Annotated in this window: 20 protein-coding genes; 11 read left to right on the top strand and 9 right to left on the bottom strand. The window is 38.4% G+C overall.

Going from position 1 to position 26,854, the window contains the following annotated elements; translation table 11 throughout:
• Nucleotides 1–599: 599 nt before the first annotated feature.
• Complete coding sequence (locus SGJ10_04665; protein MDZ4757421.1) at nt 600–1,172, top strand: NifU family protein; 573 nt, start codon at nt 600–602, stop codon at nt 1,170–1,172.
• A gap of 152 nt (nt 1,173–1,324) precedes the next feature.
• Nucleotides 1,325–3,157 (top strand): glutamine--fructose-6-phosphate transaminase (isomerizing), encoded by a 1,833-nt coding sequence (gene glmS, locus SGJ10_04660; protein ID MDZ4757420.1) that lies wholly within the window; start codon nt 1,325–1,327, stop codon nt 3,155–3,157.
• Between the two features lie 35 nt (nt 3,158–3,192).
• Here glmS and gldC read toward each other — a convergent pair whose 3' ends face one another.
• The 6 genes from gldC to SGJ10_04630 form a co-directional block, all read right to left on the bottom strand.
• Nucleotides 3,193–3,567 carry a gliding motility protein GldC gene (gene gldC, locus SGJ10_04655; protein ID MDZ4757419.1) on the bottom strand — a complete coding sequence of 125 codons (375 nt, stop codon included), beginning with the start codon at nt 3,565–3,567 and terminating at the stop codon, nt 3,193–3,195.
• Nucleotides 3,568–3,677: 110 nt separating this feature from the next.
• The gene (locus tag SGJ10_04650; GenBank protein MDZ4757418.1) at nt 3,678–4,949 is read right to left on the bottom strand and encodes a hypothetical protein; all 1,272 of its coding nucleotides are present in this window, start codon (nt 4,947–4,949) and stop codon (nt 3,678–3,680) included.
• A gap of 11 nt (nt 4,950–4,960) precedes the next feature.
• Nucleotides 4,961–6,019 carry a hypothetical protein gene (locus tag SGJ10_04645; GenBank protein MDZ4757417.1) on the bottom strand — a complete coding sequence of 353 codons (1,059 nt, stop codon included), beginning with the start codon at nt 6,017–6,019 and terminating at the stop codon, nt 4,961–4,963.
• Nucleotides 6,020–6,029: 10 nt separating this feature from the next.
• Nucleotides 6,030–6,221, bottom strand: coding sequence for a hypothetical protein (locus SGJ10_04640; GenBank protein MDZ4757416.1), 192 nt, complete (start codon nt 6,219–6,221; stop codon nt 6,030–6,032).
• 11 nt (nt 6,222–6,232) lie between these two features.
• On the bottom strand, nt 6,233–6,802 hold the full coding sequence (locus SGJ10_04635) for an RNA polymerase sigma factor (protein ID MDZ4757415.1): 570 nt from the start codon (nt 6,800–6,802) through the stop codon (nt 6,233–6,235).
• 143 nt (nt 6,803–6,945) lie between these two features.
• The gene (locus tag SGJ10_04630; GenBank protein ID MDZ4757414.1) at nt 6,946–7,377 is read right to left on the bottom strand and encodes a hypothetical protein; all 432 of its coding nucleotides are present in this window, start codon (nt 7,375–7,377) and stop codon (nt 6,946–6,948) included.
• Nucleotides 7,378–7,463: 86 nt separating this feature from the next.
• Here SGJ10_04630 and dusB point away from each other — a divergent pair, with 86 nt between their 5' ends.
• Nucleotides 7,464–8,453: a tRNA dihydrouridine synthase DusB gene (dusB, locus tag SGJ10_04625; protein MDZ4757413.1), complete on the top strand. Its 990-nt coding sequence runs from the start codon at nt 7,464–7,466 to the stop codon at nt 8,451–8,453.
• Between the two features lie 102 nt (nt 8,454–8,555).
• Complete coding sequence (gene dprA / locus SGJ10_04620; GenBank protein ID MDZ4757412.1) at nt 8,556–9,656, top strand: DNA-processing protein DprA; 1,101 nt, start codon at nt 8,556–8,558, stop codon at nt 9,654–9,656.
• 96 nt (nt 9,657–9,752) lie between these two features.
• Here dprA and SGJ10_04615 read toward each other — a convergent pair whose 3' ends face one another.
• Nucleotides 9,753–11,222: a hypothetical protein gene (locus tag SGJ10_04615; protein MDZ4757411.1), complete on the bottom strand. Its 1,470-nt coding sequence runs from the start codon at nt 11,220–11,222 to the stop codon at nt 9,753–9,755.
• Nucleotides 11,215–12,306, bottom strand: a complete 1,092-nt coding sequence (locus SGJ10_04610) for a DNA replication/repair protein RecF (GenBank protein ID MDZ4757410.1) — start codon at nt 12,304–12,306, stop codon at nt 11,215–11,217. Before SGJ10_04610 ends, SGJ10_04615 begins: the two co-directional genes overlap by 8 nt.
• Before the next feature lie 924 nt (nt 12,307–13,230).
• Here SGJ10_04610 and ligA point away from each other — a divergent pair.
• From ligA to SGJ10_04575, 7 genes are all read left to right on the top strand, one after another.
• Nucleotides 13,231–15,405, top strand: a complete 2,175-nt coding sequence (ligA, locus tag SGJ10_04605) for an NAD-dependent DNA ligase LigA (protein MDZ4757409.1) — start codon at nt 13,231–13,233, stop codon at nt 15,403–15,405.
• Nucleotides 15,406–15,773: 368 nt separating this feature from the next.
• A complete protein-coding gene (locus SGJ10_04600; protein MDZ4757408.1) occupies nt 15,774–19,598 on the top strand; it encodes a hypothetical protein in 3,825 nt (1,274 codons plus the stop codon).
• Between the two features lie 33 nt (nt 19,599–19,631).
• A complete protein-coding gene (locus tag SGJ10_04595) occupies nt 19,632–23,462 on the top strand; it encodes a hypothetical protein (protein MDZ4757407.1) in 3,831 nt (1,276 codons plus the stop codon).
• A gap of 29 nt (nt 23,463–23,491) precedes the next feature.
• Nucleotides 23,492–24,592: a PorV/PorQ family protein gene (locus tag SGJ10_04590; GenBank protein MDZ4757406.1), complete on the top strand. Its 1,101-nt coding sequence runs from the start codon at nt 23,492–23,494 to the stop codon at nt 24,590–24,592.
• 108 nt (nt 24,593–24,700) lie between these two features.
• On the top strand, nt 24,701–25,174 hold the full coding sequence (gene greA, locus SGJ10_04585; protein ID MDZ4757405.1) for a transcription elongation factor GreA: 474 nt from the start codon (nt 24,701–24,703) through the stop codon (nt 25,172–25,174).
• An 86-nt stretch (nt 25,175–25,260) separates the two neighbouring features.
• Nucleotides 25,261–25,659, top strand: coding sequence for an HIT family protein (locus SGJ10_04580; GenBank protein ID MDZ4757404.1), 399 nt, complete (start codon nt 25,261–25,263; stop codon nt 25,657–25,659).
• Between the two features lie 265 nt (nt 25,660–25,924).
• Nucleotides 25,925–26,167: a hypothetical protein gene (locus tag SGJ10_04575; GenBank protein MDZ4757403.1), complete on the top strand. Its 243-nt coding sequence runs from the start codon at nt 25,925–25,927 to the stop codon at nt 26,165–26,167.
• A 107-nt stretch (nt 26,168–26,274) separates the two neighbouring features.
• On the opposite strand, the gene SGJ10_04570 is transcribed toward SGJ10_04575, so the two are convergent.
• A partial coding sequence (locus tag SGJ10_04570; GenBank protein ID MDZ4757402.1) for an N-6 DNA methylase occupies nt 26,275–26,854 on the bottom strand: 580 nt, incomplete at its 5' end.

Below are 26,854 nucleotides of genomic sequence, written 5' to 3'. Positions count from 1 at the left end.
GCTGTAATACGATCCGTCATTGATACTGCTATAAAAAATGGTCAAGATGTTTTTTCAGCTCTCTATACAATAAATTCAGTTGTACCTGAGTAGTTACGATTAGTTTAATACAAAGATATATTTAATTCTTAAAACAACTATGTCTTTCCTTATAATTTAAGCACTACTAACCGACTAAAATAAAAAAGCAAGTAAGTATTGCTTCCTTGCCTAAAATGTTGCAGATTTATTTTGCAGAAAAATCGCCAACAGAATGAGCAAAGGTAGTGATATAAAATTAGTCGGACAGCCGATTGTAAAACAAGTATTAGATTTAAGGGCATCTCTAAAAACCATTTTTTTGATACCATAATTTGAAACAAATGTAAAATCCGGTTTTCTAAAAACCTAATCTTGCCCCCCATAATTTTTAATTTCCCGCCCTCGCAAGTTTAAGCGGAGCGTCCGCCGCGGCGGATGTGAGTTTAATAAAGTGAGTCTATGACTCACGAAGCCTAGAGAATTACCGTCAGTTTCAACTGACGGATAGCAAAACAATTTCACATTTCTTTGGTTACTCATTATATCAACCTTAATTTTGTAGAATAATTCTAAATAAGATGGAAACCCAAGAAAAAAGTGTAGTGACAATTTATAGCGAAGCCACGCCAAACCCCGAGACCATGAAGTTTGTGGCCAATCGCATGATATTCCCCCTCGACAGTGCCGACTTCCCTGATAAACAAAGTGCCCTAGATAGTTCACCTTTAGCTGCAAAGCTTTTCGAATTCAATTCAGTGGCAGGTGTGTTTATCATGAACAACTTTGTAACCGTTACCAAAAAACCTGAGATAGAATGGACCGATGTAGTTCCAATTTTAAAAGAATATATTAAAGCTTGGTTAGAAGAAGGTCGCCCTATCGTAACTAAAACAGAAACCGTATTCGATGATAACGACACAGATTCGGTGCGTAAAATAAAAGAATTATTAGAGAACCACGTAAAACCTGCAGTCGAGATGGACGGTGGTGCTATCAGTTTCAAAAGTTTTGAAAACGGAATCGTAACGGTGGTGATGAAAGGCTCATGCAGCGGTTGCCCCAGCAGCACCATGACGCTAAAAGCAGGAATCGAAAACTTACTGAAACGTATGGTTCCTGATGTGATTGAGGTAGTAGCCGAAGCTGCATAATAGCGACCAAGAGTTAGCGGGGGGGTGGGGCCAGCAACTGCAGACTTCAATATTATAATGCAGCATTTCACACCTTTACTGTGTTATACTTTTATAACCTAATTTTGCAAGGTTATAAAAAACCATTTACTTACTAATTCAAAATATATAATATGTGCGGAATAGTTGCATACATTGGCCCAAGAGAGGCTTACCCCATTTTAATAAAAGGACTCAAACGCTTAGAGTACCGCGGCTACGACAGTGCAGGTATCGCCTTGCTCGATGGCACTTTGGAAGTATATAAAAAGGCCGGCAAAGTAGCTGACCTCGATGAAGCTTGCGAAGGAATAGACAAAAGTGCCCATATAGGAATGGGGCATACCCGTTGGGCTACACATGGTGAACCCAACGACCGCAATGCACATCCGCACTTAAGCCAAAGTGGAGATATGGCCATTATCCATAATGGTATTATAGAAAACTATGCATCGCTTAAAGAAGCATTGGTAAAGAGAGGGCATACTTTTAAAAGCGATACTGATACCGAAGTATTGATACATTTGATAGAAGATATCAGAGATAATACAGGTGTTAGCTTCGAAGAATCTGTTCGTATGGCATTGTCGCAAGTGGTGGGAGCTTATGCTATCGTTATTATATCCAAAACGAATCCTGAATATTTAATTGGAGCCCGCAAAGGAAGTCCACTTGTAGTTGGTGTTGGCGAAGGCGAATATTTTATGGCTAGTGACGCTACACCTATTGTTGAATATACACGTAATGTTATATATCTAAACAATGGAGAGATTGCCGTTATCACCGTTGATGGACTTACGGTAAAAACTATAGACAACGTTACCAAAACTCCTTATATACATGAGCTCGAAATAAACTTGGAGAACTTAGAAAAAGGTGGTTATGAGCATTTCATGTTAAAAGAAATATTTGAGCAGCCCAAATCTATATTAGATAGTTTTCGTGGTCGTATACACAATAATAATGAAATCGTAATGGCTGGTATTAACCAGTATGAAAACAAACTTAAAAATATAAAACGTATTATAATAGTTGGCTGTGGCACTAGCTGGCATGCAGGTTTGGTAGGAGAGTATTTGTTTGAAGAATTTGCACGTATTCCTGTTGAAGTTGAATATGCATCCGAGTTTAGATACAGAAATCCTGTTATCAATGAAGATGATTTTGTGATAGCGATAAGTCAGTCGGGCGAAACCGCAGACACACTTGCGGCTATTGAATTGGCCAAGGAAAAAGGGGCAACCATATTTGGAATATGCAATGTGGTTGGCTCAAGTATACCTCGTGCCACCGATGCAGGGGCATATACCCATGCTGGTCCTGAGATTGGCGTTGCATCAACCAAAGCTTTTACTGCTCAGGTTACAGCATTAATTTTGATGAGCATGGCTATAGGTCACAAAAATGGTCACCTCAGCGACAAACGCCTTCGTGAGCTTTTGATAGAATTAGAAACCATACCCGACAAAGTAGAAAAAACATTGAAGTCGGATAAGTATATCGAAGAACTAGCGGCAATATATAAAGATGCCCATAACTTTTTGTACTTAGGCAGAGGTGTAGGTTTCCCTGTGGCATTAGAAGGAGCTTTGAAACTAAAAGAGATCAGTTATATACATGCAGAAGGATACCCCGCGGCAGAGATGAAGCACGGTCCTATCGCATTGATTGATGAGGAAATGCCCGTTGTTGTTATTGCTACTGCAAGAAACCACTACGAGAAAGTAGTGAGTAATATACAAGAAGTGAAAGCCCGCAAAGGGAAAATTATAGCCATAGTAACTGAAGGTGACACCGTAGTAAAAGGAATAGCAGATTATGTAATTGAAATACCCGATACGGAAGAAGCTTTTATACCCCTAATAGCTACAATACCATTGCAGCTATTATCATATCATATTGCTGTGATGCGTGGATGTAATGTAGATCAGCCAAGGAATCTAGCCAAGAGTGTTACTGTAGAGTAATAGCGGTTCGCTTACAGAATAATCACGATTATATATTAGTGATTATGTCCTTCGTGTTCATCGTGACCTGTTGCTCCCTTAATCACTTCCGATTTTTCGGCAAAGTATTCGGCAAAACCTTTCATCTTTCTGGCCAGTTCCTCATTTTGGGTAGCTGTTTGATAGGTATCGGCCATGGTCATTAAAGTTTGAAAAAAGAAGTAATTCATTTCATCAATTTTCATATCCTTGGTCCAGAGGTCAATCCTCAAAGCGTTTTGTTCGTTCGAGTCCCAAATGGATAGCATTACAGCTTGGTTTTCTTGCCATTCGTTGTTGGATGAATCAGTGGCTCTCCATTCCATTTTGCTGGGGATATTATTTTCATCCAAATGTATTTGGAATGAGATTTCAGAAATTTTGCTTGACATAATGCTGCAAAGTTAAGCAGGCTTTATTATACGAAAACTAAATATTATTCTATAGAAATAAAAAAGGCTCACTATGTAATAGCAAGCCTTTCGTATAAATATCTTGTATATTATTTTGCAAACAATGTCTTGCCTACAATTTGGGGATTATTCTTTTGCGTAGCATTATAATAATATAGTCCATCGCCACCTTTCACCAATAAGGCATTGTTATAATATATAATATCGTAAGAAGGAGTAGTGTTGATGTTTTTCACTTTGGTAAGAATGGAGTTCTGGTAACTGTATAAATGAAGGCCGGCTGTACCATCGCATATATAAATATTGCCTTCACTCACAGCTAAACCATAAGGGCCTGTAAGAGTGCTACTGGCTTTTTGTTTTGGGAAATATATATTGGTAATATCTACCACATTCAATTCGTTGAAGCCTGAACCATTATCTCGGCGGGTAGTAACAAATGCGTTGTTGCCTTCAACTACCACTGGGTCTTTGCTTTGAACGTGTTCAAAATCGCCAGCTTTTTTTGGGTTTTCGGGACTGCTACAATCATATATGCACATGCCAGTTTCGCTACCCATAAATAGGTTTCCGTTAGCCGCCTGTAAAGTTTCAACATTGTTATTGTTAAGGTTTATTTTAGTTTTGAGACCACCTGTTTGATGGAATACATATAATTCGTGATTTACCAATGAATATATATAATCGCCAATGGAAGCACTGCGGCTATAGCTGCTGCTAATGGCTTGTGGGCCTTGATATCCTGTGCCGCTTAAATCTGCTAAATTAGAGGTAATAGAGTTTGAATTTTGAACAAAAGCTTGTGGTTGGCCATTTGCATTTTTTGTAGTGAAACTACTATTATTAGGGTGTGAGCAATCTTCTATTATGGTAGTATCTTTTTTTGCCCAACTAACTATAGCTCCTTTTGTTGCGTCATCGGCAAAGCCTCCTTCATATTGATGAAAAGGATATACATCTTTATCGCGTTTAATTATAGAGGCTTGCAGCGGTGAGCTTGCATCGATAGTGAGCAGGTCTACATAGCTGTCCGCAAAAAGTGTGGTTCCTCTAACGCTCAATTGACGGCATCCTGGCACTTTTATAAATGCGAGGAAAACAGGCTGTCCTATATTGGTATTGTCAGCAACATGTATCCCTTTGTCCGATTCCACCAAATAAAGACGGTTACCCAGTATCACCATGTCACCAATATTTCTGATCGGTTGTGGCTGCGTGCTTCCAAAAGAATTTCGAATTTCATCCCACTTTTGGTACACGGGAGTATACACTTGGAAAGTAGAATTAATAGTGCAGGTCTTGTTACATCCCCAAAAACTGAGTGTGGCAACCGTGAGTAAGACAATACTTATTTTTTTCATGGTAATATATATTAAAGTTTGAATCCGATGCTTAGTTCTGCTCCTTTTTGGAATAGTTTGTAATTTCCACTATGGTTAGTAGTGAGCATTTGATACTTTACTGTAGGACCAAATGCGATTATTAAGTTTTTGGTTTCTTTGGTTACTTTTGCGTTGACAATAGCAAGGCCATTAACGTTTCTGCCATAGTGTGCTATATGATATCCTGCACCATCATTATTGCGTGAGGGTAATTTACATTGAACTGCTATACCAGCACCCACGTTTATTCCCCAATTCTTTTTAATGGATTGGATATAATTGATGGTTACAGGAATTTCAGCTACCCAAAAACTATTCGAGTATATGTTTACCATGCTTTTTTCTTGGGCAATAAATGTTTTTGATCCAGACAAATAATATGCGGCACCTGTTTTATATATATTTATTCCTGTACTCAATGCACATTTAGGAGTTATTTTATATGCAATATTGCCTCCAACTTGTATGGTTTGCAATGGAAGGAGTGTTATATCAGAGTTTGTTGTTCCCGTATTAGGTATAAAGGGTATATTGTTGGAGTAACCTACAGTAAAGCCCACTTGCAAATTGTTTTTAAGGGTTTTTTTCAATGGCTTTTTGAAAGCGTAATATGGTTTTACGGATTCAATAAAGTTTTGTACAGAATTAAGTTGCTGCTTGTTAAATTGTTTAATAGGCAGAAGCAAATCAACATCGGCTCTCAAGTATAATTTGGTATCTGATATGTTGCTTATTTGAAATTGTTTGTGGCCTGCATTATAAAGTGCTTTAAAAGGAATTACTTGTGCATTTCTTGCAGCTTCATTATTGAACGACCCATGCTGCTCAATAATTTCTTTTCCATTTAGTTGCGGTAAAGTTGCTGCTATTGGTGTATTGGGGATACTAAAATAAATAGCCGAGAATGTACTTATCAATGCAAAAGAAACCACTATACTCCCTTGCCATATTCGGCGTTTGCGTTCTACTTTTTCAAAATGGGAAGCAATACCTTTCCATACCCTCTGATTGGGTTTCAATTCGCGACGCCCCGAGGCGTTGTGAAGCATATCGTCAAAATTACCGGGCCTGTTGGCTTTCATGATCTTTAGTTCGTTTAGGAGTGTTCTTTTGGTTTTCCATCAAGGGTTTTAGTTCCATGTTTATTTTGTCCCAATCGATGCCGGTGGGAGTAATATCAAGGTTTTCGCCCAACTGCATCAGCATTTGGTCAAATATGTCGCGTTCTTCTACTGTAGTTTGCGTGTGCATAATTTACTTGCTTAAAAAACGATTTTACCGTTATTGTTTGAAGTTGCAATTCTACCTTTTGCAGTTAGCAATCTGGCTAGTAACATTCGTGCCCTAGTATATTGAGAGCGGGAAGTGCTTTCATTGATACCCATCATTTCGCCAATTTCTTTGTGGGAATATCCCTCAATCGAATATAAATTAATAACAGTGCGATACCCATCGGGCAAAGCTTTTAGGGTTTCAAAAATATCTTTGGCGTGCAGTTGGGCATCTGTTTCAACATCTTCCGATATATAATATGCTACAGATTCAAGTTCAAGTTGTTCTTTTAACCTGCGGTTTTTGTGCAGGTGGTTTAATGACGTGTTCACCATCAGTTTGCGTAACCATGCTTCAAACGAACCATCATACCGGTATTGGTGAATATTTGAAAAAGCTCTGATAAACGCATCTTGCAATACATCCTCAGCGTCTTCAATTGTCCTCACATATCGAAAACAAACGCCAAGCATACGGCTACAGTAATGCTCGTAAATAGCTTTCTGAGCCTGCCTATCTCCATCGAGACAGCGGACTAGGGTTTCTTTTTCATTTAACATGTAATGGTGTTAATTAATTTTGTAGTGTTATTTGATATATAACAATCGGATATGCAAATATGATGCATACTTTTCAAATAAACCACTAAAATCTTTTTATTCAGCTATTTTATAATAAATATGACAATTAGATTTGCCATTCACTAAATTTTTATACGCTTGTTTTTGGAATCAAATAGACGACCTGACACAAATCGAATTTTATTTCTCTTACTGATGGAAATGATAGCACCGCAATTGCAATCAAATCCATTCTCAACCATTACCATCAATGCTTTGCCGTGTTTAAATGGGTCGCCTCGGAAATAGCAGCCCATATATAAATTGGTGAGCTTGAATGGAAGTGTGAGAGCCCAATTGCCAGCGGTGTCGATATACCCCACCGTATTGTAAAAAGTATCAGTATTTTCCTTGGTGGAATAATGTTCTAGAATAGCAGCAAAAGCCAGACCTTCGCTAAAGGTATCGAGCACTGTAAATTTACTTGCGTCAAATTTGTATTTGGTTTGAGCTTTTGAAGGTTGCGAAACGAAAATGAACAATACAAGAATAGTAGGGCAAAAAATGTATTTCATATATAATAGATTTAATGGACAAATATAAGTTCTTTTTCCATTAGCTTTTACGCTATACTTTATTAGCCTATTTTTGTGGGAGTATTTTGGTAAAGATAGCAAATATCGAATTGGGTGAATTCCCTTTATTGTTGGCTCCTATGGAAGATGTGAGCGATCCTCCATTCCGCTATGTGTGCAAACAACACGGAGCCGATTTGATGTATACAGAATTTATTAGTAGTGAAGGTTTGATACGCAATGCAGCCAAGAGTACTCATAAGTTAGATATTTTTGAATATGAGAGACCTATTGGCATACAATTGTTCGGGTCCGATGTAGACACCATGCGAGAGTGTGCCATAATAGCTTCGCAGGCCAACCCCGATTTGGTGGACATAAATTATGGATGCCCTGTAAAAAATGTTGCATGCAAGGGAGCAGGTGCCGCATTGCTTCGTGATATTCCCAAAATGGTAGCCATGACTTCTGCAATGGTGAAAGCTACGCATTTACCCGTTACTGTAAAAACAAGATTGGGCTGGGACGATAGTACCAAAAATGTAGAAGAAGTAGCCGAACGTTTGCAGGATATTGGAATACAGGCACTAACCATTCATGGCCGCACACGTGTGCAGATGTATAAAGGCAATGCAAATTGGGAACTGATAGCTCGAATCAAAAACAATCCGAGAATTCGCATTCCTATTTTTGGCAACGGAGATATAGACACACCCCAAAAAGCTCTGGAATATAAAAACACTTATGGCGTTGATGGTATCATGATTGGCAGAGCTAGTATAGGTAACCCTTGGATATTTAATCAAATAAAAACATATATAAAAACTGGGATTATTATTGAGCCACCAAGTGTTGCCGAACGTGTTGAAACCTGCCGAACCCATCTTGAGTTTTCTATAAAATGGAAAGGCCCTTGGGAAGGAATTGTAGAAATGAGACGACACTATGGTCCTTACTTTAAAGGCTTAGAAAATTTCAAACCATTTCGAAATAGATTGGTAGAAGCCCGCGACAGCGATTCAGTATTATATATATTAAACGAAGTAAGTGGCCATTATGAAGGCGTAGAAGCATAGTACTTAGTCGAAAAGTTAATAATGTGTATATTTTTTGTGTTTAAAAAGAATCGGCGGTCTGTGTTTGGGTAGTTTATTTTTGCGGGTATTATATATTAATATATGGCCGACGAAGAATTATATTATAGACTTGCACTTACTTCAGTTCCCAATGTGGGGGCTATCCTTGGTAAAACCTTATATAGTTATTTTGGTTCAGCCGAAGCTATTTTTAAAGCTACAAAAAAGCAATTGGAGCGGGTGCCAAATGTGGGTGCAATTACAGCTTCCGCTATTGTAGATTTTGACAATTATGATTGGGTAAAAGAAGAACTCGCATTTGCAGAAAAGCACAATATACAATTATTGTTTTATACCGATGATGCTTATCCATCACGCTTGAAAAAGTATGATCAAGCCCCATTGTTATTATATTATAGAGGAGCGGATTGCCTGAATTGTTCTTTTACGGTAGGCATTGTTGGTACTCGTGATGCAACAGATTATGGTATACGTTTTACTGAGAAATTGGTGAGAGAATTACAACCCTTCGGATGCATTATCATAAGTGGCCTTGCTTATGGAATAGATATAGCAGCACATAAAGCAGCAGTTAAACAAGGGATGGCTACCATTGGGGTATTGGGCAATGGGTTAAGGAATATATATCCTGCTGCACATAAATCTATTGCCGCAAAAATGATTGAGCATGGAGGTATACTAACTGAGTATCCTAAGGATGAAACACCCGATAGGAATCATTTTCCTGAGCGTAACCGCATCGTTGCTGCTTTGAGCGACGCACTAGTGGTAGTTGAAAGTGGCGAAGAAGGTGGAAGTATGATAACCGTAGAATATGCTAATGAATATAAAAAGCCTGTATTTGCTTTGCCTGGTTTGTTTGATGCTAAATATTCATTGGGATGTCATTCGTTAATAAAAAATGGGCATGCCATGCTTATTGAAACTGCTGCCGATATCGCAAATTATTTAAAATGGGGCTTGGAGGGTGGAAACGTAAAACAGCAAGCAAAACTATTTGAAGACCTATTGCCACATGAGCTCAGCATTGTTCAACTATTGGATGCACACAAAAAACTTCATATAGACCAATTAGCTTCGTTGCTCGACATGCAATCGCACAGTTTCACATTTACCTTGCTCGATTTGGAAATGAAATCATTGGTACGTGCCATGCCGGGCAAGTATTATGAATTGTGCTAGTATATATATTATTTATGGCACACATGTAGTCAATACATAATACAACGCCTAGCCGAAAACATCTTGGAAACATTATGTTCTGACTAGATATATATACTATTTTCTAACTAGAATAATCTTGCCTTTTACTGTCATATAGTTCAGTTTTCCTATCTCTACCACTCCCTTACTAAGGGCATCTCCCAGTTTGTTATAATCGTTTTCTGCGGTATGTATGGAGCCGTTGGTAGCATGAGCAATCACTATATAATCGAACAATACTTTGCGGTTTATTACACCACATACTATAACATGGACAGGTTTTTTTACGAGAGGAAGTAGTTGCAGGTCTCTTACCCTTGCAAAGTTATCCGCAATTAATATAATATCAGTTACAGTTTTATATAATTCCTGTGCTTTTAATATGGCCTCTATATCGCCTTCGGGAACTTGCCCTCCGCTACCTTTTTGCATGGCCAAGAATGCCATTTTTTCTACTTTACTTATCGAATCACTTTCAATCCAATATATGCCACCCGTCTTGCCAGCAGGGCCATCAGGATGGTCGTCGCCATCATTAAAAAATACAAATTTATTTATTTTTCCGCGGTCCACTTGCATGCGTCGCCATACGAACATTTGCGTGGTGAAAGTATACATGCTTCCCGTTACATCTTCCACCACTACTGCATTGCTCCAATTTTTATTTCGGTCTAATATTAAAGCCAGAGAACTATCGCGTAAGCCCGCTAGAGCATAATTAAATTTGCCAATATGATAACTGTTTCGCTCTATAATAGTGTCTTTAACATATCTAGTTTTAATATCATACTCTGCTTCTCTTTCTGTGTTGCCGGTTTTTTTAAACATTACACCAGCCTTATATAATATATGCGAATTGGGGTAAAATTTCCCAGAATAGGTGGTGTCATTTATTTTTCGTTTCACTACTTTTTTGTGAAAAGGAATATATTTCGCATCCACTTTTTCGGTGCCTCGGCTAATAGATTTCTCAATAAAATCCATCTCACTTGTTGCACCCAAAATGCTTTTTATACTATCAGTAATATAATACTTGGAAACGATTGCTGAGGGAGCAGTTATATAAAAAATAAAACCATGATATAATAATTTGCTGGTGCCTTCATCGGGGCAATCTGTTTGTTCTATAATATTCCACTCCACCGTACTGTTATCAAATATTTCGGGCATAATACTATATAGTTTTTTCAATCGCTGCGTGTTCAGTTTTTTCTGGTCAAAGCTATCATTGAGCTTATATTTAGTATAAACCAAATCGATACGGTCTATAATACTATTGCGAATTGAAGATATATTTTTTCGGAGGTTACTATCCGTTTCGGCTTTGGCAAACGACATGTGTATTTTCACAATCTCTCCAGGGCTATACCTATATACTGGCATTTTTACCACTGGGGTTTGCTCTATCAAATATTTGAAACTTACTACCTGTGCATAGCTTGCGTGGGCATACAAACAGAAAGTCAAAGCAACAGAAAAGTACAATAATCGCATTACTTTACTTAACGTATAAATTTCAGGTTTATTGTGTAAGTACTTAAGCATTTGTATTCAAATTAATATATTGAACTTCTTTTTTGCACTGTTTCAATGCAGTTTTGCAGCGTTCTACATGCGTATCGGTTATAATAACTTGCCCTGGATAATTATTAGCTGCCATTTGCAAAAAAGCCATACTACGATTGTTATCTAATTTTTCAAAAATATCATCGAGCAAAAGTATGGGGTAAATATTGGTATGCGAATATATATAATAACATACCGCCATCTTCAATGCTAAAATAAATGTTTTTTGCTGCCCCTGCGATGCATGTGTTTTTACAGGAAAATTGTGTAAGGAAAATTCCAAATCATCTTTATGTATACCCGCCGAAGTACGCTGTAGAATGAGGTCTTTTGGTAATGATTTGTTGAGCAAAGTTGCAAATTTATTTTGCTGCAATCCACTACTATATATAATACCCGCATCTTCAGTTCCCCTGCTTATAGTTTTATAACTTTCTATTACAAACGGCACAAATTCTTTAATAAATGCAGCTCGTTTTTCATAGATAAATTCTCCAGCAGGTATTAGTACTTTATCCAAACTTTCTAGTTGTTCCGCATCGTGGTTATTCGCTTCGGCCATTTGCTTGAGCAGTCGGTTGCGTTGCTCCAAGGCTTTATTATATAGATTTAAGTTGCTTAAATATTGCTTGTCTAGTTGGCACAGGGCCATATCCATAAACCTGCGGCGTTCGCTGCTACCTTCTTGCAGCAACCAAATATCTTGCGGAGCAATCAATACCAAAGGCAACATTCCTATATGACTACCTAGCCTGCCGACGGCATTATTATTAACTTTAAATGTTTTGCGGCCTGGGTGTTTTAAAATTACTTGTACTGTTTGCTCAAAACCATTATGATCATATACCCCATCCATCAGCATGGCATCCGTGCCTTGCCGCACCAGTTGTTGGTCTTGGTGTATCAAAAAGCTTTTGGTAAAACTGAGAAAATGCAAAGCGTCCAATATATTTGTTTTGCCCGAGCCATTGGCACCTGTAATACAGTTCACCCCTTTTACAAAATCCAATACAAGTTCTGCATGGTTTTTAAAATTACGAAGGGTGAGGTGCTTGAGGTGCATATAATATGCAAAGTAAAGGGAAATTGGTTGCTATAAATAAAGATTACCAAAACTCTTGATGTGTGTTAATCCCAATTCGATAAATACAATTGTTTCCTAGCACAGAATCTTTGTTTTTCTCATAAACATCAAATTTCTTATTCCATATCAAATCATGATTTATTTCAAGTTGTTCTTTATTACAAGTATGTATAATGGTAATTGTTATGCATTTATTTGTGCAAATTTCAAATTGAGAAATATTGATATCCGCGATTGAATTGTATAGGTTACTTAGGGGTTGTTTCAAGAAATTTGGCACTGCTGTAATATCACTTTTATCACATCCTTTACAAAATTGATAACAATCTTCTTTTCTAAGAATAAGAAGAGTCTTTAAGGTTTTTCCCCTCCTCAACATATTGTGTAACATAGTTTTTGCTATCTCTATAATTTATTATTGTATCTAATACCAATTCTTAACCTAAAATAGTTCTCAGCCTGTGGCGGATTTGGTTTGTAGAATGGTAATGCCGAACTACAATACATTTAGTCCCTTTCTTTTGGACTATTATATATTGAGTGTCGGTATTATTTGTATTCTGAAGGGAGTTGGGTGGGCTGCTTTTTGGAAACGAGTGATCGGTTTGTAGAAGCGATTTCACACTTAATGGAAATGAGTTTAAAGATTTATTAAATAAGTTTAAAAGAAACTGAAAATGAATTCACTCACTAGATTGTTAATTATCTTCGGTAGAGAATTAGTTTCGATAGCTTAATCAGACGTCAGCGTCATCCTGAACTTGTTTCAGGGTCTCATATCCCGTCAGGCAATGACACTATTCAGCGATGAGATGCCGAAATAAATTCGGCATGACGATTCTACAACAACCTAATTCATCTCCCGATAATTATCGGGACGTAATTCGTAATTACTTTTGCCCCATGATACCCATTGCAGCCCAAGAAAAGATAAAGCAATTAACAGCCGAGCTTAATGAGCACAACTATAAGTATTATATATTAAGTCGCCCCAGCATTAGCGATTACGAATTTGATATTTTATTAAAAGAGCTTGAATCTTTGGAGAAAGAATACCCCGAGTTGGTGGATGCAAATAGCCCCACACAAAGGGTGGGAGGAGGTTCGCCGCGGCGAAACCAAAAGTTTATTACTGTTCCGCACCGTTACCCCATGCTCTCATTGGGCAATACCTATAGTCGTGAAGAACTAGCAGAATTTGATGCAAGGGTGCGAAAAGGATTGGGCATAGCACCTACTATTTACGAGACAGCAGGTCAGGCACAATTAAGTTTTGGTGTACCGCAAACTAATATTGAAAGCGAAGGTGTTGAATATGTATGCGAACTCAAATTTGATGGCCTCAGCATTAGCCTTACATACGAAAACGGGCAATTACAAAGAGCCGTAACCCGTGGCGATGGCACACAGGGCGATGATGTGACCGCCAATGTAAAAACCATTCGCAGCATTCCCCTTCATTTGCAAAAAGGTAATTGGCCACAAACATTTGAAATACGCGGCGAAGTGCTGATGCACCGCAAAACTTTTGATAAACTTAATGATGAATACGCTGCCGAGTTGCGAGAGAAAGGTTTGGACGAAGACGAGATTAAAGAAAAACTATATAAAAACCCCCGAAACTTTGCCAGTGGTACCCTCAAAATGCAGGACAGTGCCGAGGTAGCCAAACGGCCACTAGATGCATTCCTCTACTTTTTATATATAGATGATAATCCTTTTGACACCCATGAAGAAAGTTTGAAAGCTGCAGAAACATGGGGTTTCAAAGTATCGGACCACGCCAAGGTTTGTAAAAATCTCGATGAAGTATATAAGTTCATCGATTATTGGGATATGGAACGCCATAACCTAAGTTACGAAATTGATGGCGTAGTAATAAAAGTAAACGACTACCACCAGCAAGAAGAACTGGGCTTTACGGCTAAGATTCCCCGTTGGGCTATCTCGTATAAATATAAAGCAGAAAGTGCATCAACCATTCTTAATGAAATAACATACCAAGTAGGAAGAACTGGGGCTATAACGCCGGTGGCAAATTTGAAACCTGTGCAACTAGCAGGAACTACAGTGAAAAGAGCCTCACTGCACAACGCCAATGAAATTGAACGACTTGATTTGCGTGAAGGTGATACTGTATATGTAGAAAAAGGAGGTGAAATTATTCCGAAAATTACAGGAGTTGATATATCCAAACGAACCAACGAAGAGTCACATAAATATATCACGCATTGCCCTGAGTGTGCGACAGAACTGATAAGAAAAGATGGAGAAGCCAACCACTACTGTCCCAATGAAACGGGCTGTCCACCTCAGATAGTAGGCAAGATAGAACACTTTATTGGTCGTAAAGCTATGGATATTGATAGCTTAGGTGGGGAAACGGTAGAAGGTTTATATAAGAAAAGGCTGATAGAAAGTGCAGCAGATTTATACAGTCTCACTTATGAAAAGCTTATCGGGCAAGAGTTTGAACTGAATAGCGAAACTGATGATGGGAAAAATAAAACACGTTCACTTCAAGAAAAGTCTGTGCAAAATATTTTGGCAGGAATTGAGAAATCGAAGGAGATGCCTTTTGAGCGTTTGTTGTTTGGGTTGGGAATTAGAATGGTGGGCGAAACGGTGGCAAAAAAACTTGCCAAGGCATTTGGTGATATATATAAATTATCGGAAGCCGCTGCGGAGGAGATGATTGTGGTTGATGAAATAGGGGACAAGATAGCCGAGAGTGTATATAATTATTTTAGAGACCCCAAAGCCAAAACTATTATAGAAAAATTAAGCAAGGCAGGTGTACAATTAGCCATTAAGGAAGATGAAAATCGGTTGCCAAAGTCAAATATATTTGAAGGAAAAAGTTTTGTAATAAGCGGCGTATTTGCAAACCATAGCAGAGAGGAATTAAAAACCTTGATAGAAAATAACGGAGGGCGAAACCTGGCTAGTATTTCCAAAAGTTTGAACTATTTATTGGCGGGCGACAAAATGGGACCCGAAAAATTAAAGAAAGCCACCGATCTCAATATTCCAATAATTAGCGAAGATGATTTTGAAAAGATGCTTGCCCAAGGTTGAAGCAAACCATTTTTCCACAACTTAATTTAAATAATCGCATAAAAATCTGTGGAAACAGCACCATATACAAGTAGCAAATGCCAGTAAATTGTCAAGAAAATATAATTTTAAGTTACTGATTAATTGAATTTTAAAGTTGATAAAATGTTTAGTGACCAAAGTTTAGTTCACCTTGTGCAACCATAATTTTTAGCACAGCGTTAAAGCATTTAAAAAGAGGACAGAAACGGGAAATTTCATTAAGAAGTTACAACCTGTTAAAAAATTCTTTTTATTTGTTGCCCCAAAAACTGTGTCGCAGGGCAATAAATTTTGATACTGAACAAGTTGACACATTATTAGGCATAAACAAAGAAAAAACAAAGACCATGAAAAAGATTTTCATTCTAGCACTAGCCTGCATTTTGTATTTAGGCATCAAAGCCCAAAGTTCTGATGGTGAAATACGAGGCATCATTACTGATGCCAAAACCAAAGCACCATTGGGAGGAGTGCAGATTACTTTACTTAAAGAGGGTACAGATGCCGGTGCTACCTATAGCGATGTGGTTGGAGGTTTCGGATTTAAACCGCTTTCAACGGGGGATTATATTATTATATATGCTTTAAAAGGGTATATAACGGATACCTTTAAAATAGTAGTGAACAGCGGTGTAATTGCTTTTGGTGATAATGCAATGAACTTACCAACTGAGGAAAAGACAAAAGTGTATCTTCCTGGATTTACTAGGACCGCTGATAAAACCAAAACCAAAACTACCATAATATCTAGGGACGGCACCAGTGGTACTACCATCGATGCAGCAGCAATGGCCCGCCTTGGAGGCCAACGCGATGCCACAACATTTGCTGTAAAGGGCACTGGTTTTGGCGGAGGTTTGGGAAATGTTGGAGGTGCCCGTGGCTCAGGTACTATAGTTTTAGTTGATGGTATTCTTACCTCTAACTCAATTGCAAGGGGAAGTATAGATCAGTTGCAAGTATTGGTAGGTGGAGTTCCTGCTATGTACGGCGACTTTACCGGTGGCGTAGTCAATATTACCACCAAAGGGCCATCGCGTGTTACGCATGGCGGAATAGAAGTATTAAGTTCGGCACTTACCGATCCTTATAATTATAACTTAGTTGAAGGATATTTACAAGGACCTCTTTGGATTAAAAACAAAAGGAAAAAAACCGAACAAGTGATTTTAGGCTATTCATTGGGCGGTAATTATACTTATGTGAAAGACCCCAGTCCCAGTGCAATAGGAAACTGGTATGTGAAAGACGATGTTTTGAAAAGGATAGAACAAACCCCTTTGCTACCTTCACCACAAAATACAGGCTATATGAATGCTGCGGAGTTTGTAACCAAAGACGATTTGGTAAACGATAAAGCTCGCCGCAATACACCACGTTTTAGTTATAACATAAACGGGGCTTTAAAATTTCAACCTACCAAAAAGGTAAGAATTGATTTAGGCGGTTTTTACTCTTATGGCGACGCCATCAATTATAATTTTGGCAATACGTTATTTAATAATTCACAGAATAATCATTCTACAAGTAATGCCTTTACGGGATATGTAAAGTTTACCCATATCCTAAAAAGTGCCGAAAAGAAAAAAGGAGATGAGGGAGAAAGCAAATCTATTGTGAGCAATGCTTATTATCAAATTAGGTTGGATTATACCCAGAATAATTCACTTACCTTAGATGCCACCCATAAAGATAAAGTTTTCGATTATGGATATATAGGTTCCTTTACCACCAAACGTGCTCCGTACTACGAGTTAATAGGTGGTAATGTAAACGCACCCAAGCATCAATTTATCACTACAAAAAACGGTCAACCTGATACGGTGTATTTAACTACCTACTATCAGCAAGCAGGTTATTATGATACGGCGGTAAATTTTGTTCCCGATGCTCAAAACCGCAATGCGATTAGGGCAAATTATACCAAGAATTTTTATGCTTATCAAGATGAACTTGGTCGTAAGGTATTCAACTTAGACCAGATTAGATCTAACCTTGCATTGCTTAATGGCGATAACCCAACTAGTGTTTACTCTATGTGGAACAATGTGGGAACCCCCGGTTCAGGTTATGGCAAAAACCAAAGTGAGAAATATACTTTGTTTGCCATGAGCGAAATTACCTTGCAAGGCAAACGTGACCCCAATAAGAAACACGATATACAATTTGGTATTATATACGAGCAACGGTTTTCTCGTGGTTGGAGTATAGCCACTACACCACTTTGGTCTTTGATGAGGCAATTAACGGTGCAATCGGCACCAGTATTAGACCGTACAAACCCCCAATTAGCATTTGATGCAAATGGCGTATTCCAAGATACTGTGTATTATAATTCTGTAGTAGGTAGTGGTCGCGAGGGTGTATTTACGGGGAACCTACGCAAGCACTTAATGGATATTGGTGCCAAAGATTATAATGGCAACCCTATTGGGCCAAACTCTTATTTGGATGTTGACATGTATGGTCCTGAACATTACAAGTTAAGTTATTTCAGTCCCGATGAATTGCTTAACAATGGTACTGCGTATGTTAATTATTTCGGGTACGATTATTTGGGCAACAAACTCAAAGGCAACAAGCCAAGTTTTGCCGATTTCTTTAATGATTCAACAAACCGCACTATTGGAGCTTTCCAACCTATATACCAATCGGCTTTTATACAAGACAAATTTGCATTTAAAGAATTGATTTTCCGTGTGGGGCTTCGTATTGATCGCTATGATGCCAACCAAAGCGTACTAAAAGACCCATATTCATTGTACCCGACCAAAACTGTGAGAGAGGTTAGAGCCGAAGGAAGTAAACTATCAAGCCAATTGAATTCTCAAATGAGTGATGATGCCTCGGTATATGTTAATGATATTGAAAACCCTACCACTGTTTTAGGTTATCGTTCCACCAATCAGGATAATAACCAAACCAAATGGTATGATGAGAATGGTATACAAGTAAATGACCCCACCGTATTGGCTACTGATCGTAGAAATTCATCGGGCCGTATTGCTCCTTATTTGGTAGACAATAATCCCAATCAAAAACTAACCGCTAATTCTTTCCAAGCATATAGGCCAAAATTGTATTTTATGCCCCGTATATGGTTTAAGTTCCCAATTAACGATGAATCGCAGTTTTTTGTAAACTATGATGTATTGACCCAAAGACCTCCCGAAGGTGTTGTGGCTACGGTTGATGACTATTATTTCTTAAGACAACGTTCTACTGAGGTAATCAATAACCCTGCTTTGAAACCTATTCGTAAAACAGATTATGAATTGGGATTCAAACAACAGATATCAAGAAATTCAGCATTGAGTTTAACGGCATCATATAGTGAAATGCGTGACTTGGTGCAGCTTTTTAAATATAACCAAGCTTACCCAATTAGTTATACCACTTATGGAAATCTCGACTTTGGAACTGTAAAAAGTTTCAGAGTAGAATATGAAATTAGAGATGCGGGTCCAAGTAAAAATATAAACCTTACTGCCAATTATATGTTGCAATTTGCTGATGGTACAGGTTCAAATGCAGGTTCAAGCCAAGCATTGCTTAATGCAGGCCAACCCAATCTTCGTACCTTGTTCCCATTGGATTATGATACCAGACATAATATAAAAGGTATTTTTGATTTTCATTACAGTGATAAGGATGGCCCAAGATATAAAGGTAAAAGCAGTAATGGAAATACAAACTATGTATACCCATTGGCTAATGCTGGTTTAAACCTAACCTTTCAAGCACAAAGCGGAACGCCCTATACTTCAAACTCGCAACCTATTAACGAAGGACAAAGCGGTGTAGTGCAACGTTCACAGATTAGAGGTACTGTTAACGGATCTCGCAATCCATGGAGATATTTAATGGACTTAACCATAGATAAAACTATATTGATAAAAGGTAAAGGCGAGAATAAAGCCAAAGCCCCTAAAGCTATTAACATATACTTATGGGTAAATAATATATTCAACAAACAAAACATTACCCGTGTTTATCGTTATACAGGCTCAGCAAGCGACGATGGTTATCTTTCTTCAGAGCTTGGAAGCCAGGCTGTAGCTCGTGCCAACTCGTCACAATCGTTCATCGACTTATACAATGTCCGCATCAATAGCCCGGGTAATTATTATACCCCTAGATTGTTCAGAATAGGACTAAAATATAATTTCTAATAAAAACACCAACCCAAAAAAGGAGGAATAGATATGAAAATCTCGAATATTTTTACCAAACAAAGCAAATGGCTGCTTTCAGCTTTGCTCGCAGGTATTGTGGGAAATGCTTCTCAGGCCCGTGAGATAATCGGTACCCCTACATCGCGTGTGGACAATAATATGTTTCGCACCATGGCCGATGGTTGCAAAGCTCCAACCGCACAAGTAGATTTGGACATCAATAATGTACGCACAACCATAATGAATGGTGGCGACATGTGGTGGAACCTTATTAGTGCCAAATATGAAATACCTAAGATAACGGACCCCAATGGTATTCGTAAGCATTCCATATTTGCTGGTTCACTTTGGATAGGCGGCGTTGATGCAGGTAATAACTTAAAACTTGCTGCTATGACCTACCGACAAAATGGGATAGACTTTTTTGCAGGAGCTGTTGATTCTACAGCCTCGCCTACAAAAATTGCTCCTGAACGTTGCGAGCATTACGACAAAATATATAAAGTTACCCGCGAAGAAATAGACCTCTTTATTAAAAACCCTGCTGCCAACCTCACCAAGCCGATACTAGATTGGCCGGGTAACGGTAATATGGGTTATGGCGAAGAATTCCACATGGCACCTTATGTAAATATGGCCGGCGGTTTGGAATACAACCCTACACAAGGCGACTACCCTGATGTGAAGGGCGACCAAGCTTTATGGTTTGTATATAATGATATAGGAAATATACATTCCGAAACACAAGGGGTGCCTATAGGTTTGGAACTTAAAACTACGGCTTTTGCTTTTACAACCAACGACGAGATAAATAATATGACATTTTATTCTACGGAAATTACCAATTATGGTGAGCCTGTAAAAGAATGTTATTTTGGCCAATGGATTGACCCCGATTTGGGTAACTATGCCGATGACTATGTGGGATGTGATACAACAAGGAATTTAGGGTATTGCTATAATGGGGATGATAATGATGAAGGTATTTTAGGCTATGGTTTAAATCCTCCTACTGTAGGCTTAGATTTTTTCAAGGGCCCGAAGGATGAGAATGGCAACGAGTTGAAATTATTTGCATTCATGTATTATAATAATGATTTTAGTGTAATTGGCAACCCTACAAAACCTTTGCATTATTATAATTATTTAAGAGCTTTGTGGCAGGATGGTCAACATGTAACAAATGGAGGTAATGGACGGGGAGGTGCTACGTCCTATAACTTTATGTTTGATGGAGATCCTGTTAACAACACAGGTTGGACTGAGAAGGGTGCCGGCAATCAACCAAGCGACCGCAGGTTTTTGCAAAGTGCAGGGCCACTCACTTTAAAAACTGGAGCACGCAACGAAGTAACAATTGGAGCAGTATGGGCACGCAGCAGCCTTGGCGGTGCTACAGGTTCATTGACGCAATTGCGTAATGCCGATGATAAAGCTCAACTTTTATTTAATAATAATTTTAAATTGATTGATGGGCCGAGATCTCCAGATATGAGCTTGAAAGAATATGATAATGAATTGATTTTGGTACTAGACAATACCGAAGAAACAGAGAAGTATGTAGGAGGTGTGCGTAACCCGTTTTCACAAAACCCTAAGGATAGTTTTTATTATAAGTTCCAAGGTTATCAAATATATCAGTTGAAAGATGCAAGTGTTACAACGGGCGATTTGGATAATACTGAAAAGGCTAGGGTTCTGAAACAAATGGATGTTCAAGATAATATTACACAAATAATAAACAGGGTATATGATCCTGTTGTGGGTCAACCATTGCCTGTCTCAAAAGTAATAGGAAATAATATAGGTATTGTACATTCATTTAGTGTAAAGGAGGATTTATTTGCCACTGCCGATAAGCGTATGGTTAATTTTAAGCAATACCATTTTATGGTGGTAGCTTATGCTAACTTGACCAATGATGCTAAAAACCAAAATCCAGAGCAATATTTAGCTGGCCGCCTCAATGTGAAGCGTTATACTGGTATACCCCACAAACCAGACCCTACAAGCGGTGGTTCTAAAATAAATGCTCTCTACGGTTCTGGCCCTATGATAAAGAGAATTGAAGGACAGGGCAATGGTGGTAATTCTTTAGAGTTAACTAAGGCATCCATTGAGCAAATATTGCGTGAAGGCAAAATGGAATTCCCAGTATATACCAATGGTTATGGCCCCATAAAGGTAACAGTGATTGACCCATTGAAAGTACCGAAAGCCGATTTCGAATTTATAATTCAAGATACTGGTACCAAAGGAACCCCTCCCAATGTGCTGCGTGATACCAATTCAATATGGACACTTACCAATAAAACAACTGGTAAAGTAACCATTGGGAATATTACACTCAAAAAATTCAATGAGCAGATTATAAAAGAATATGGATTCTCTATAAGTATGAAACAACCTAATCAACCTGGTGTATCCGACAATGTCGACAAAACCTATGGTGCAATAGAATCATCTGTTGAGTTTAGCGATCCTACCCGCAAATGGTTAATCGGTGTGAAAGATAATGATGGCGGGGGTTATAATAACTGGATTCGTGCGGGGGTTAATGGTAAAGCGGAAAATTATGGATATGATGCACAAGGTGGTTTAAGCGATAAATCAAAATATACTTTTGATTTTGCTAAACCAGTTAGTCCAGCAGAGGGGCTAGATCCATTCGAGAATTATGAAAAAATATGTGATGGAAGGGTTGCTCCTTATAAACTTTGTTCAAGAGCTGCAAGAAACCCAACTACTGGCGAAATTACGTATGGGCCAGCATTTGACGGTTCCAGTGTGCCAAGCCTTAGTGAGAACTCGATGGCTAATTTGGTGGGAATAGATTTGGTAATTACACCTGACCAAAGCAAATGGACAAAATGTGTAGTAGTAGAAATGAGCGAAGACAAAGCACTGTCAGAGGGCAACAGATTAAAATGGAGCATTCGTGACCATGCATCATGGACAGGCAGAATGGTTAAAGACCCCAGCACAGGCAATTATATTCCAGAGTATGATCCAACAGATAAAGGGCGTTCTTGGTTCCCCGGTTATGCTATCAATATTGAAACAGGTGAAAGACTAAATATCATTATGGGTGAAAACTCGTGGCTGAAAGGATATAATGGAGCAGATATGATTTGGAATCCTACCGCAGATATCAGTAATTTCAACGGCCCACTTTGGGGTGGTATGCACCATGTATATGTTTGTGCTCCTGCAAAGTATGGTGCTTATACTGGGCCCATTTACGATGAAGGCGTATCTTATCAGCAAATATTAAGCACTGCAGGTAAAATTGATGACGCTAATACCAAACGTCAAGTTACCTCGCAAGTGCAGTGGGTTAGCATGCCCTATATGAATTACGGATATAATATAACTTATGACGGAGGCAAACTTAATATTCCCAGTGAGGTTCGTTACCGCGTGCGTGTAGCTAAGCCCTATGCAAAATATACTACATCGTCAACAGGTAATAACAGTTCGCCTTATTATTCATTTAATACCAATGATATTGCTGTAGATCACTCTCTTGATTTGGGTAAAGCGGCTATGGATAAAATCAATGTGGTGCCAAACCCCTATTATGGAGCTTCTAATTATGAAAACTCGCAGTTAGATACCCGCGTTAAATTTATCAACCTGCCTCCTAAATGTATTATAAGTATCTATTCGCTTAGTGGTTCATTGGTGAGACAAATTAAGAAAGATGATGAGCTCACTTATTCCGATTGGGATTTGAAGAACCAAGCACAGGTGCCTATAGCAAGTGGCTTATATATTGTGCATTTTAATGGATACGAACTGGGCGAAAAAATTGTAAAATGGTATGGTATTATGAGACCAGTTGACTTGGATACTTTCTAACTTTCTAAAATCTAAAACACATTACCGAAATGAACCACAAGAAATATATAACAGCAATTTTGGCCATCGCTATCACAGGCAGCGTATTTGCGGGTAATCCCGACCGCAGAGGTACTAATGGTGGAGAGCAATTGCTCATTAACCCTTGGGCAAGAAGTAACGGTTGGGCCAGTGCAAATACAGCCAATGTAAAAGGAATTGAAGCAACTTGGATCAATGTTGCGGGACTTTCCTATACCAAGCAAACCGAACTTGTTTTTTCTCATACCCGTTATTTGGCAGGTATCAATATTAATAACTTTGGCCTTTCGCAAGTTATGGGAAAGAATGGCGGTGTAATTGGTTTTTCGCTCATGAACATTAATTCAGGCGATATACAGCGTACTACTTTCCAACAACCCGAAGGTGGCTTGGGAACATACACGGTGCAATTTACCAACCTAGCCATGTCGTATGCGAAAAAGTTCTCAGAAAAAATATCTGGTGGTATGTTGGTTCGTTTTATTAGTGAAGGCACTGCCGAGGTTACAGGCTCCACGATGACTCTTGATGCAGGAGTGCAATACCAAACAGCTACCAGCAATGATGAACAAATACGAAGGTTAAAAGGGAACGATTTTAAACTAGGAATTTCAGTAAAAAACATTGGACCCGATATTTCATACGCAGGCGATGGAATGAGTGTGCGTACGCAAGACCCTTCCAAACCATATAGCTCAACTACACAGCAACGCTCGGCCAAAGACGGGATGCCATCGGTAGTTAATATTGGGATGAGTTATGATTTCCGATTTGACAAAGGTGCTGAAGTGTATTTCAATAGACTTACCTTGGCAGGTAGTTTTACCTCACACTCTTATCAAGACAATACCGGAGCATTAGGTTTGGAGTATGCTTATAAAAACTTTTTCATGTTACGTTCGGGCATGTTATACCAACAAGGAATTTTTAGTGCCGATACCCGTAACACAGCATACACAGGCTTTCACGCAGGTTTCACTTTAGAGTTGCCATTTGGCAAAAATAAATCTAGCTTTGCACTTGATTATTCGTTCAAGCAAACAAAGCCGTTTGGCAATATGCATACCTTTGGTGTGCGGATGGATTTGGGCGGTAAAGACAATGATTGATCAGAAAAAATAAAGGACTAAAAAATATTATCATATACCAAACGTTCCGACTCTTTTAGGGGTCGGGACGTTTGTTTTTAAATATCATTACCAAAAAATAATATCAAAATTATGGAAGTACAGTATTTTACAAAAGAAGGATTGGAAAGCTTGAAGAAAGAGTTAATCCAAATGAAAACTGTAGAAAGGCCAAAGATATCAGCACAAATAGCTGAGGCTAGAGACAAAGGTGACTTAAGTGAAAACGCCGAATATGACGCAGCCAAAGAAGCCCAAGGATTGATGGAAGCGAAGATATCGCAAATGGAAAGACTGCTTGGCAATGCACGTTTGCTCGACGAGGATAAAATGGACATTAGCAAAGTGATGGTGCTGTGTAAGGTGAAAGTGAAAAACCATAAAACAGGAAACACCGTGCAATACCAACTTGTTTCTGAAAAGGAAGCCGACCTCACCACTGGCCGTATATCTGTAAAGTCGCCCATTGCTGTAGGGCTAATGGGTAAAAAAATAGGAGATGTTGTAGATATTATGGTACCCGCTGGTGTAATTAAAATGGAAGTTTTGGAGATTAGTATATAATAGGTTAAAGGTGGTTGGCGATCCCGATAGCTATCGTGACAAACCACAAGCAGCCAAACCACAAGTAAATTCAAACTATTATATATATGTCTACCATCTTTACCAAAATAATTAATGGAGAAATACCCTGCCACAAAATAGCGGAGGATGATAGATTCCTAGCTTTTTTGGATATTATGCCGCTAAGGGAAGGCCATGTATTGGTAGTACCTAAGCAAGAAGTAGATTATATATTTGATATGGGCGATGGGGCAATCTCCGCTATTATGGTATTTGCCAAACCCATTGCCAAAGCAATACAAAAAGCAGTGCCTTGCAAACGAATTGGTGTTGCGGTAATAGGACTTGAAGTGCCACATGCACATATACATTTGGTGCCCATGGATACTGCTGATGATTTGAATTTTACCCGAGCTAAATTAAATCCTAGCCCTGAAGCATTGGCTGAAATGGCGGAGAAGATTAAGGGTTTTTGGGATAAGTAAACTACAGAAATATCCCTGCGAAGGAAGCAACCCACCGAGCGAAGTTTTTAACTGATCGAGCAGTTGGTTCTGAAGCACTCTTAGTTATTATCAAAAAAATATTTCATAACGCATAAGGGATAAATGGGGTCACATTCATTTTCTGGGGAGTAAATTTTACGCAAAAAGTTTGTAAAGCCTAAAAAGGAAGAATTTGACATCCACAACACCTCTTAGATTTGGGGTCACATTTAAAAGTTGGGGAGTAAACTGAGATTAATTACTTTTGACGTTAAAAATCAAACCACAAACCGACATTAAAAATCAGGAACGAACAAATCAGCCTGAGCAAAATGAAGAAATGAAATTAATGGTAAACAAAACAAATAGAAGATACCAGCAATTAGGAACAGAAGCTCCAGTATCAAATAGAAATTACAAAAAAAGAAAGGTTGCTTTAGAAGGGCACCAAACATCAAAAGATACAAATACGGCATCACCTAAAAACAACCCTATGGTGCAAACATAAAAAATATTTGCGAATTAATTTGGAAATTAACGCTATAACTCTTTTGCAATTTTTGGTCTGTGCGTTGGCTTGTGCGAATTGCAAATGTGCTTACACCTGTGCGATGGCTATTTTGTATTTAATGTCGACATAATTTCTCTAAAACTTGCTAGTCCTGCTTCTAAGTTTTCAATAATGTCCTCCGCCAATACATCAGGGTCGGGCAAATTGTCAAGGTCTGCCAATGATTTATCTTTGAGCCAAGAAATGTCTAAACTGGTTTTGTCTCTTGCAATGATTTCATTATAAGTAAACTTTCTCCAACGTCCTTCGGGATTGGTTTCTGCGTTGTAAGTTTCTTTTCGTTTGTTTCTGTTGTCGGGTTTGTAACAAGCAATGAAGTCTTTTAAAACATCAATATTTAATGGATTTTTCTTTAAGGTATGATGTATGTTAGTTCGATAATCATACACCCAAATTTCTTTTGTCCAAGGGTTTTTGCTTGCAGGTTTGTTGTCGAAGAAAATAACATTTGCTTTTACTCCTTGTGCATAAAATATTCCTGTCGGTAAGCGAAGAATTGTATGCAGGTCTGTTGTTTCCAATAATTTTTTACGAACCGTTTCACCTGCACCACCTTCAAACAAAACATTGTCGGGCAATACAACTGCTGCCATTCCTGTTGTTTTGAGCATTGACCGAATGTGT

It is taken from the genome of Bacteroidota bacterium (assembly GCA_034439655.1).
In the GTDB taxonomy this organism is placed as follows: domain Bacteria; phylum Bacteroidota; class Bacteroidia; order UKL13-3; family UKL13-3; genus CANJUD01.
This window is presented reverse-complemented; position numbering and strand designations above follow the sequence as displayed.

Bases quoted from the DNA above. Each gene is read 5' to 3' on its own strand.
- SGJ10_04610 (MDZ4757410.1), bottom strand. From the start codon at position 12,306: ATGCACCTCAAGCACCTCACCCTTCGTAATTTTAAAAACCATGCAGAA.
- SGJ10_04645 (MDZ4757417.1), bottom strand. From the start codon at position 6,019: ATGCTTCACAACGCCTCGGGGCGTCGCGAATTGAAACCCAATCAGAGG.
- SGJ10_04580 (MDZ4757404.1), top strand. From the start codon at position 25,261: ATGTCTACCATCTTTACCAAAATAATTAATGGAGAAATACCCTGCCAC.
- SGJ10_04615 (MDZ4757411.1), bottom strand. From the start codon at position 11,222: ATGCTTAAGTACTTACACAATAAACCTGAAATTTATACGTTAAGTAAA.
- SGJ10_04600 (MDZ4757408.1), top strand. From the start codon at position 15,774: ATGAAAAAGATTTTCATTCTAGCACTAGCCTGCATTTTGTATTTAGGC.
- SGJ10_04665 (MDZ4757421.1), top strand. From the start codon at position 600: ATGGAAACCCAAGAAAAAAGTGTAGTGACAATTTATAGCGAAGCCACG.
- gldC (MDZ4757419.1), bottom strand. From the start codon at position 3,567: ATGTCAAGCAAAATTTCTGAAATCTCATTCCAAATACATTTGGATGAA.
- SGJ10_04590 (MDZ4757406.1), top strand. From the start codon at position 23,492: ATGAACCACAAGAAATATATAACAGCAATTTTGGCCATCGCTATCACA.
- SGJ10_04630 (MDZ4757414.1), bottom strand. From the start codon at position 7,377: ATGAAATACATTTTTTGCCCTACTATTCTTGTATTGTTCATTTTCGTT.
- SGJ10_04640 (MDZ4757416.1), bottom strand. From the start codon at position 6,221: ATGCACACGCAAACTACAGTAGAAGAACGCGACATATTTGACCAAATG.
- dprA (MDZ4757412.1), top strand. From the start codon at position 8,556: ATGGCCGACGAAGAATTATATTATAGACTTGCACTTACTTCAGTTCCC.
- glmS (MDZ4757420.1), top strand. From the start codon at position 1,325: ATGTGCGGAATAGTTGCATACATTGGCCCAAGAGAGGCTTACCCCATT.
- ligA (MDZ4757409.1), top strand. From the start codon at position 13,231: ATGATACCCATTGCAGCCCAAGAAAAGATAAAGCAATTAACAGCCGAG.
- SGJ10_04635 (MDZ4757415.1), bottom strand. From the start codon at position 6,802: ATGTTAAATGAAAAAGAAACCCTAGTCCGCTGTCTCGATGGAGATAGG.
- SGJ10_04595 (MDZ4757407.1), top strand. From the start codon at position 19,632: ATGAAAATCTCGAATATTTTTACCAAACAAAGCAAATGGCTGCTTTCA.
- SGJ10_04650 (MDZ4757418.1), bottom strand. From the start codon at position 4,949: ATGAAAAAAATAAGTATTGTCTTACTCACGGTTGCCACACTCAGTTTT.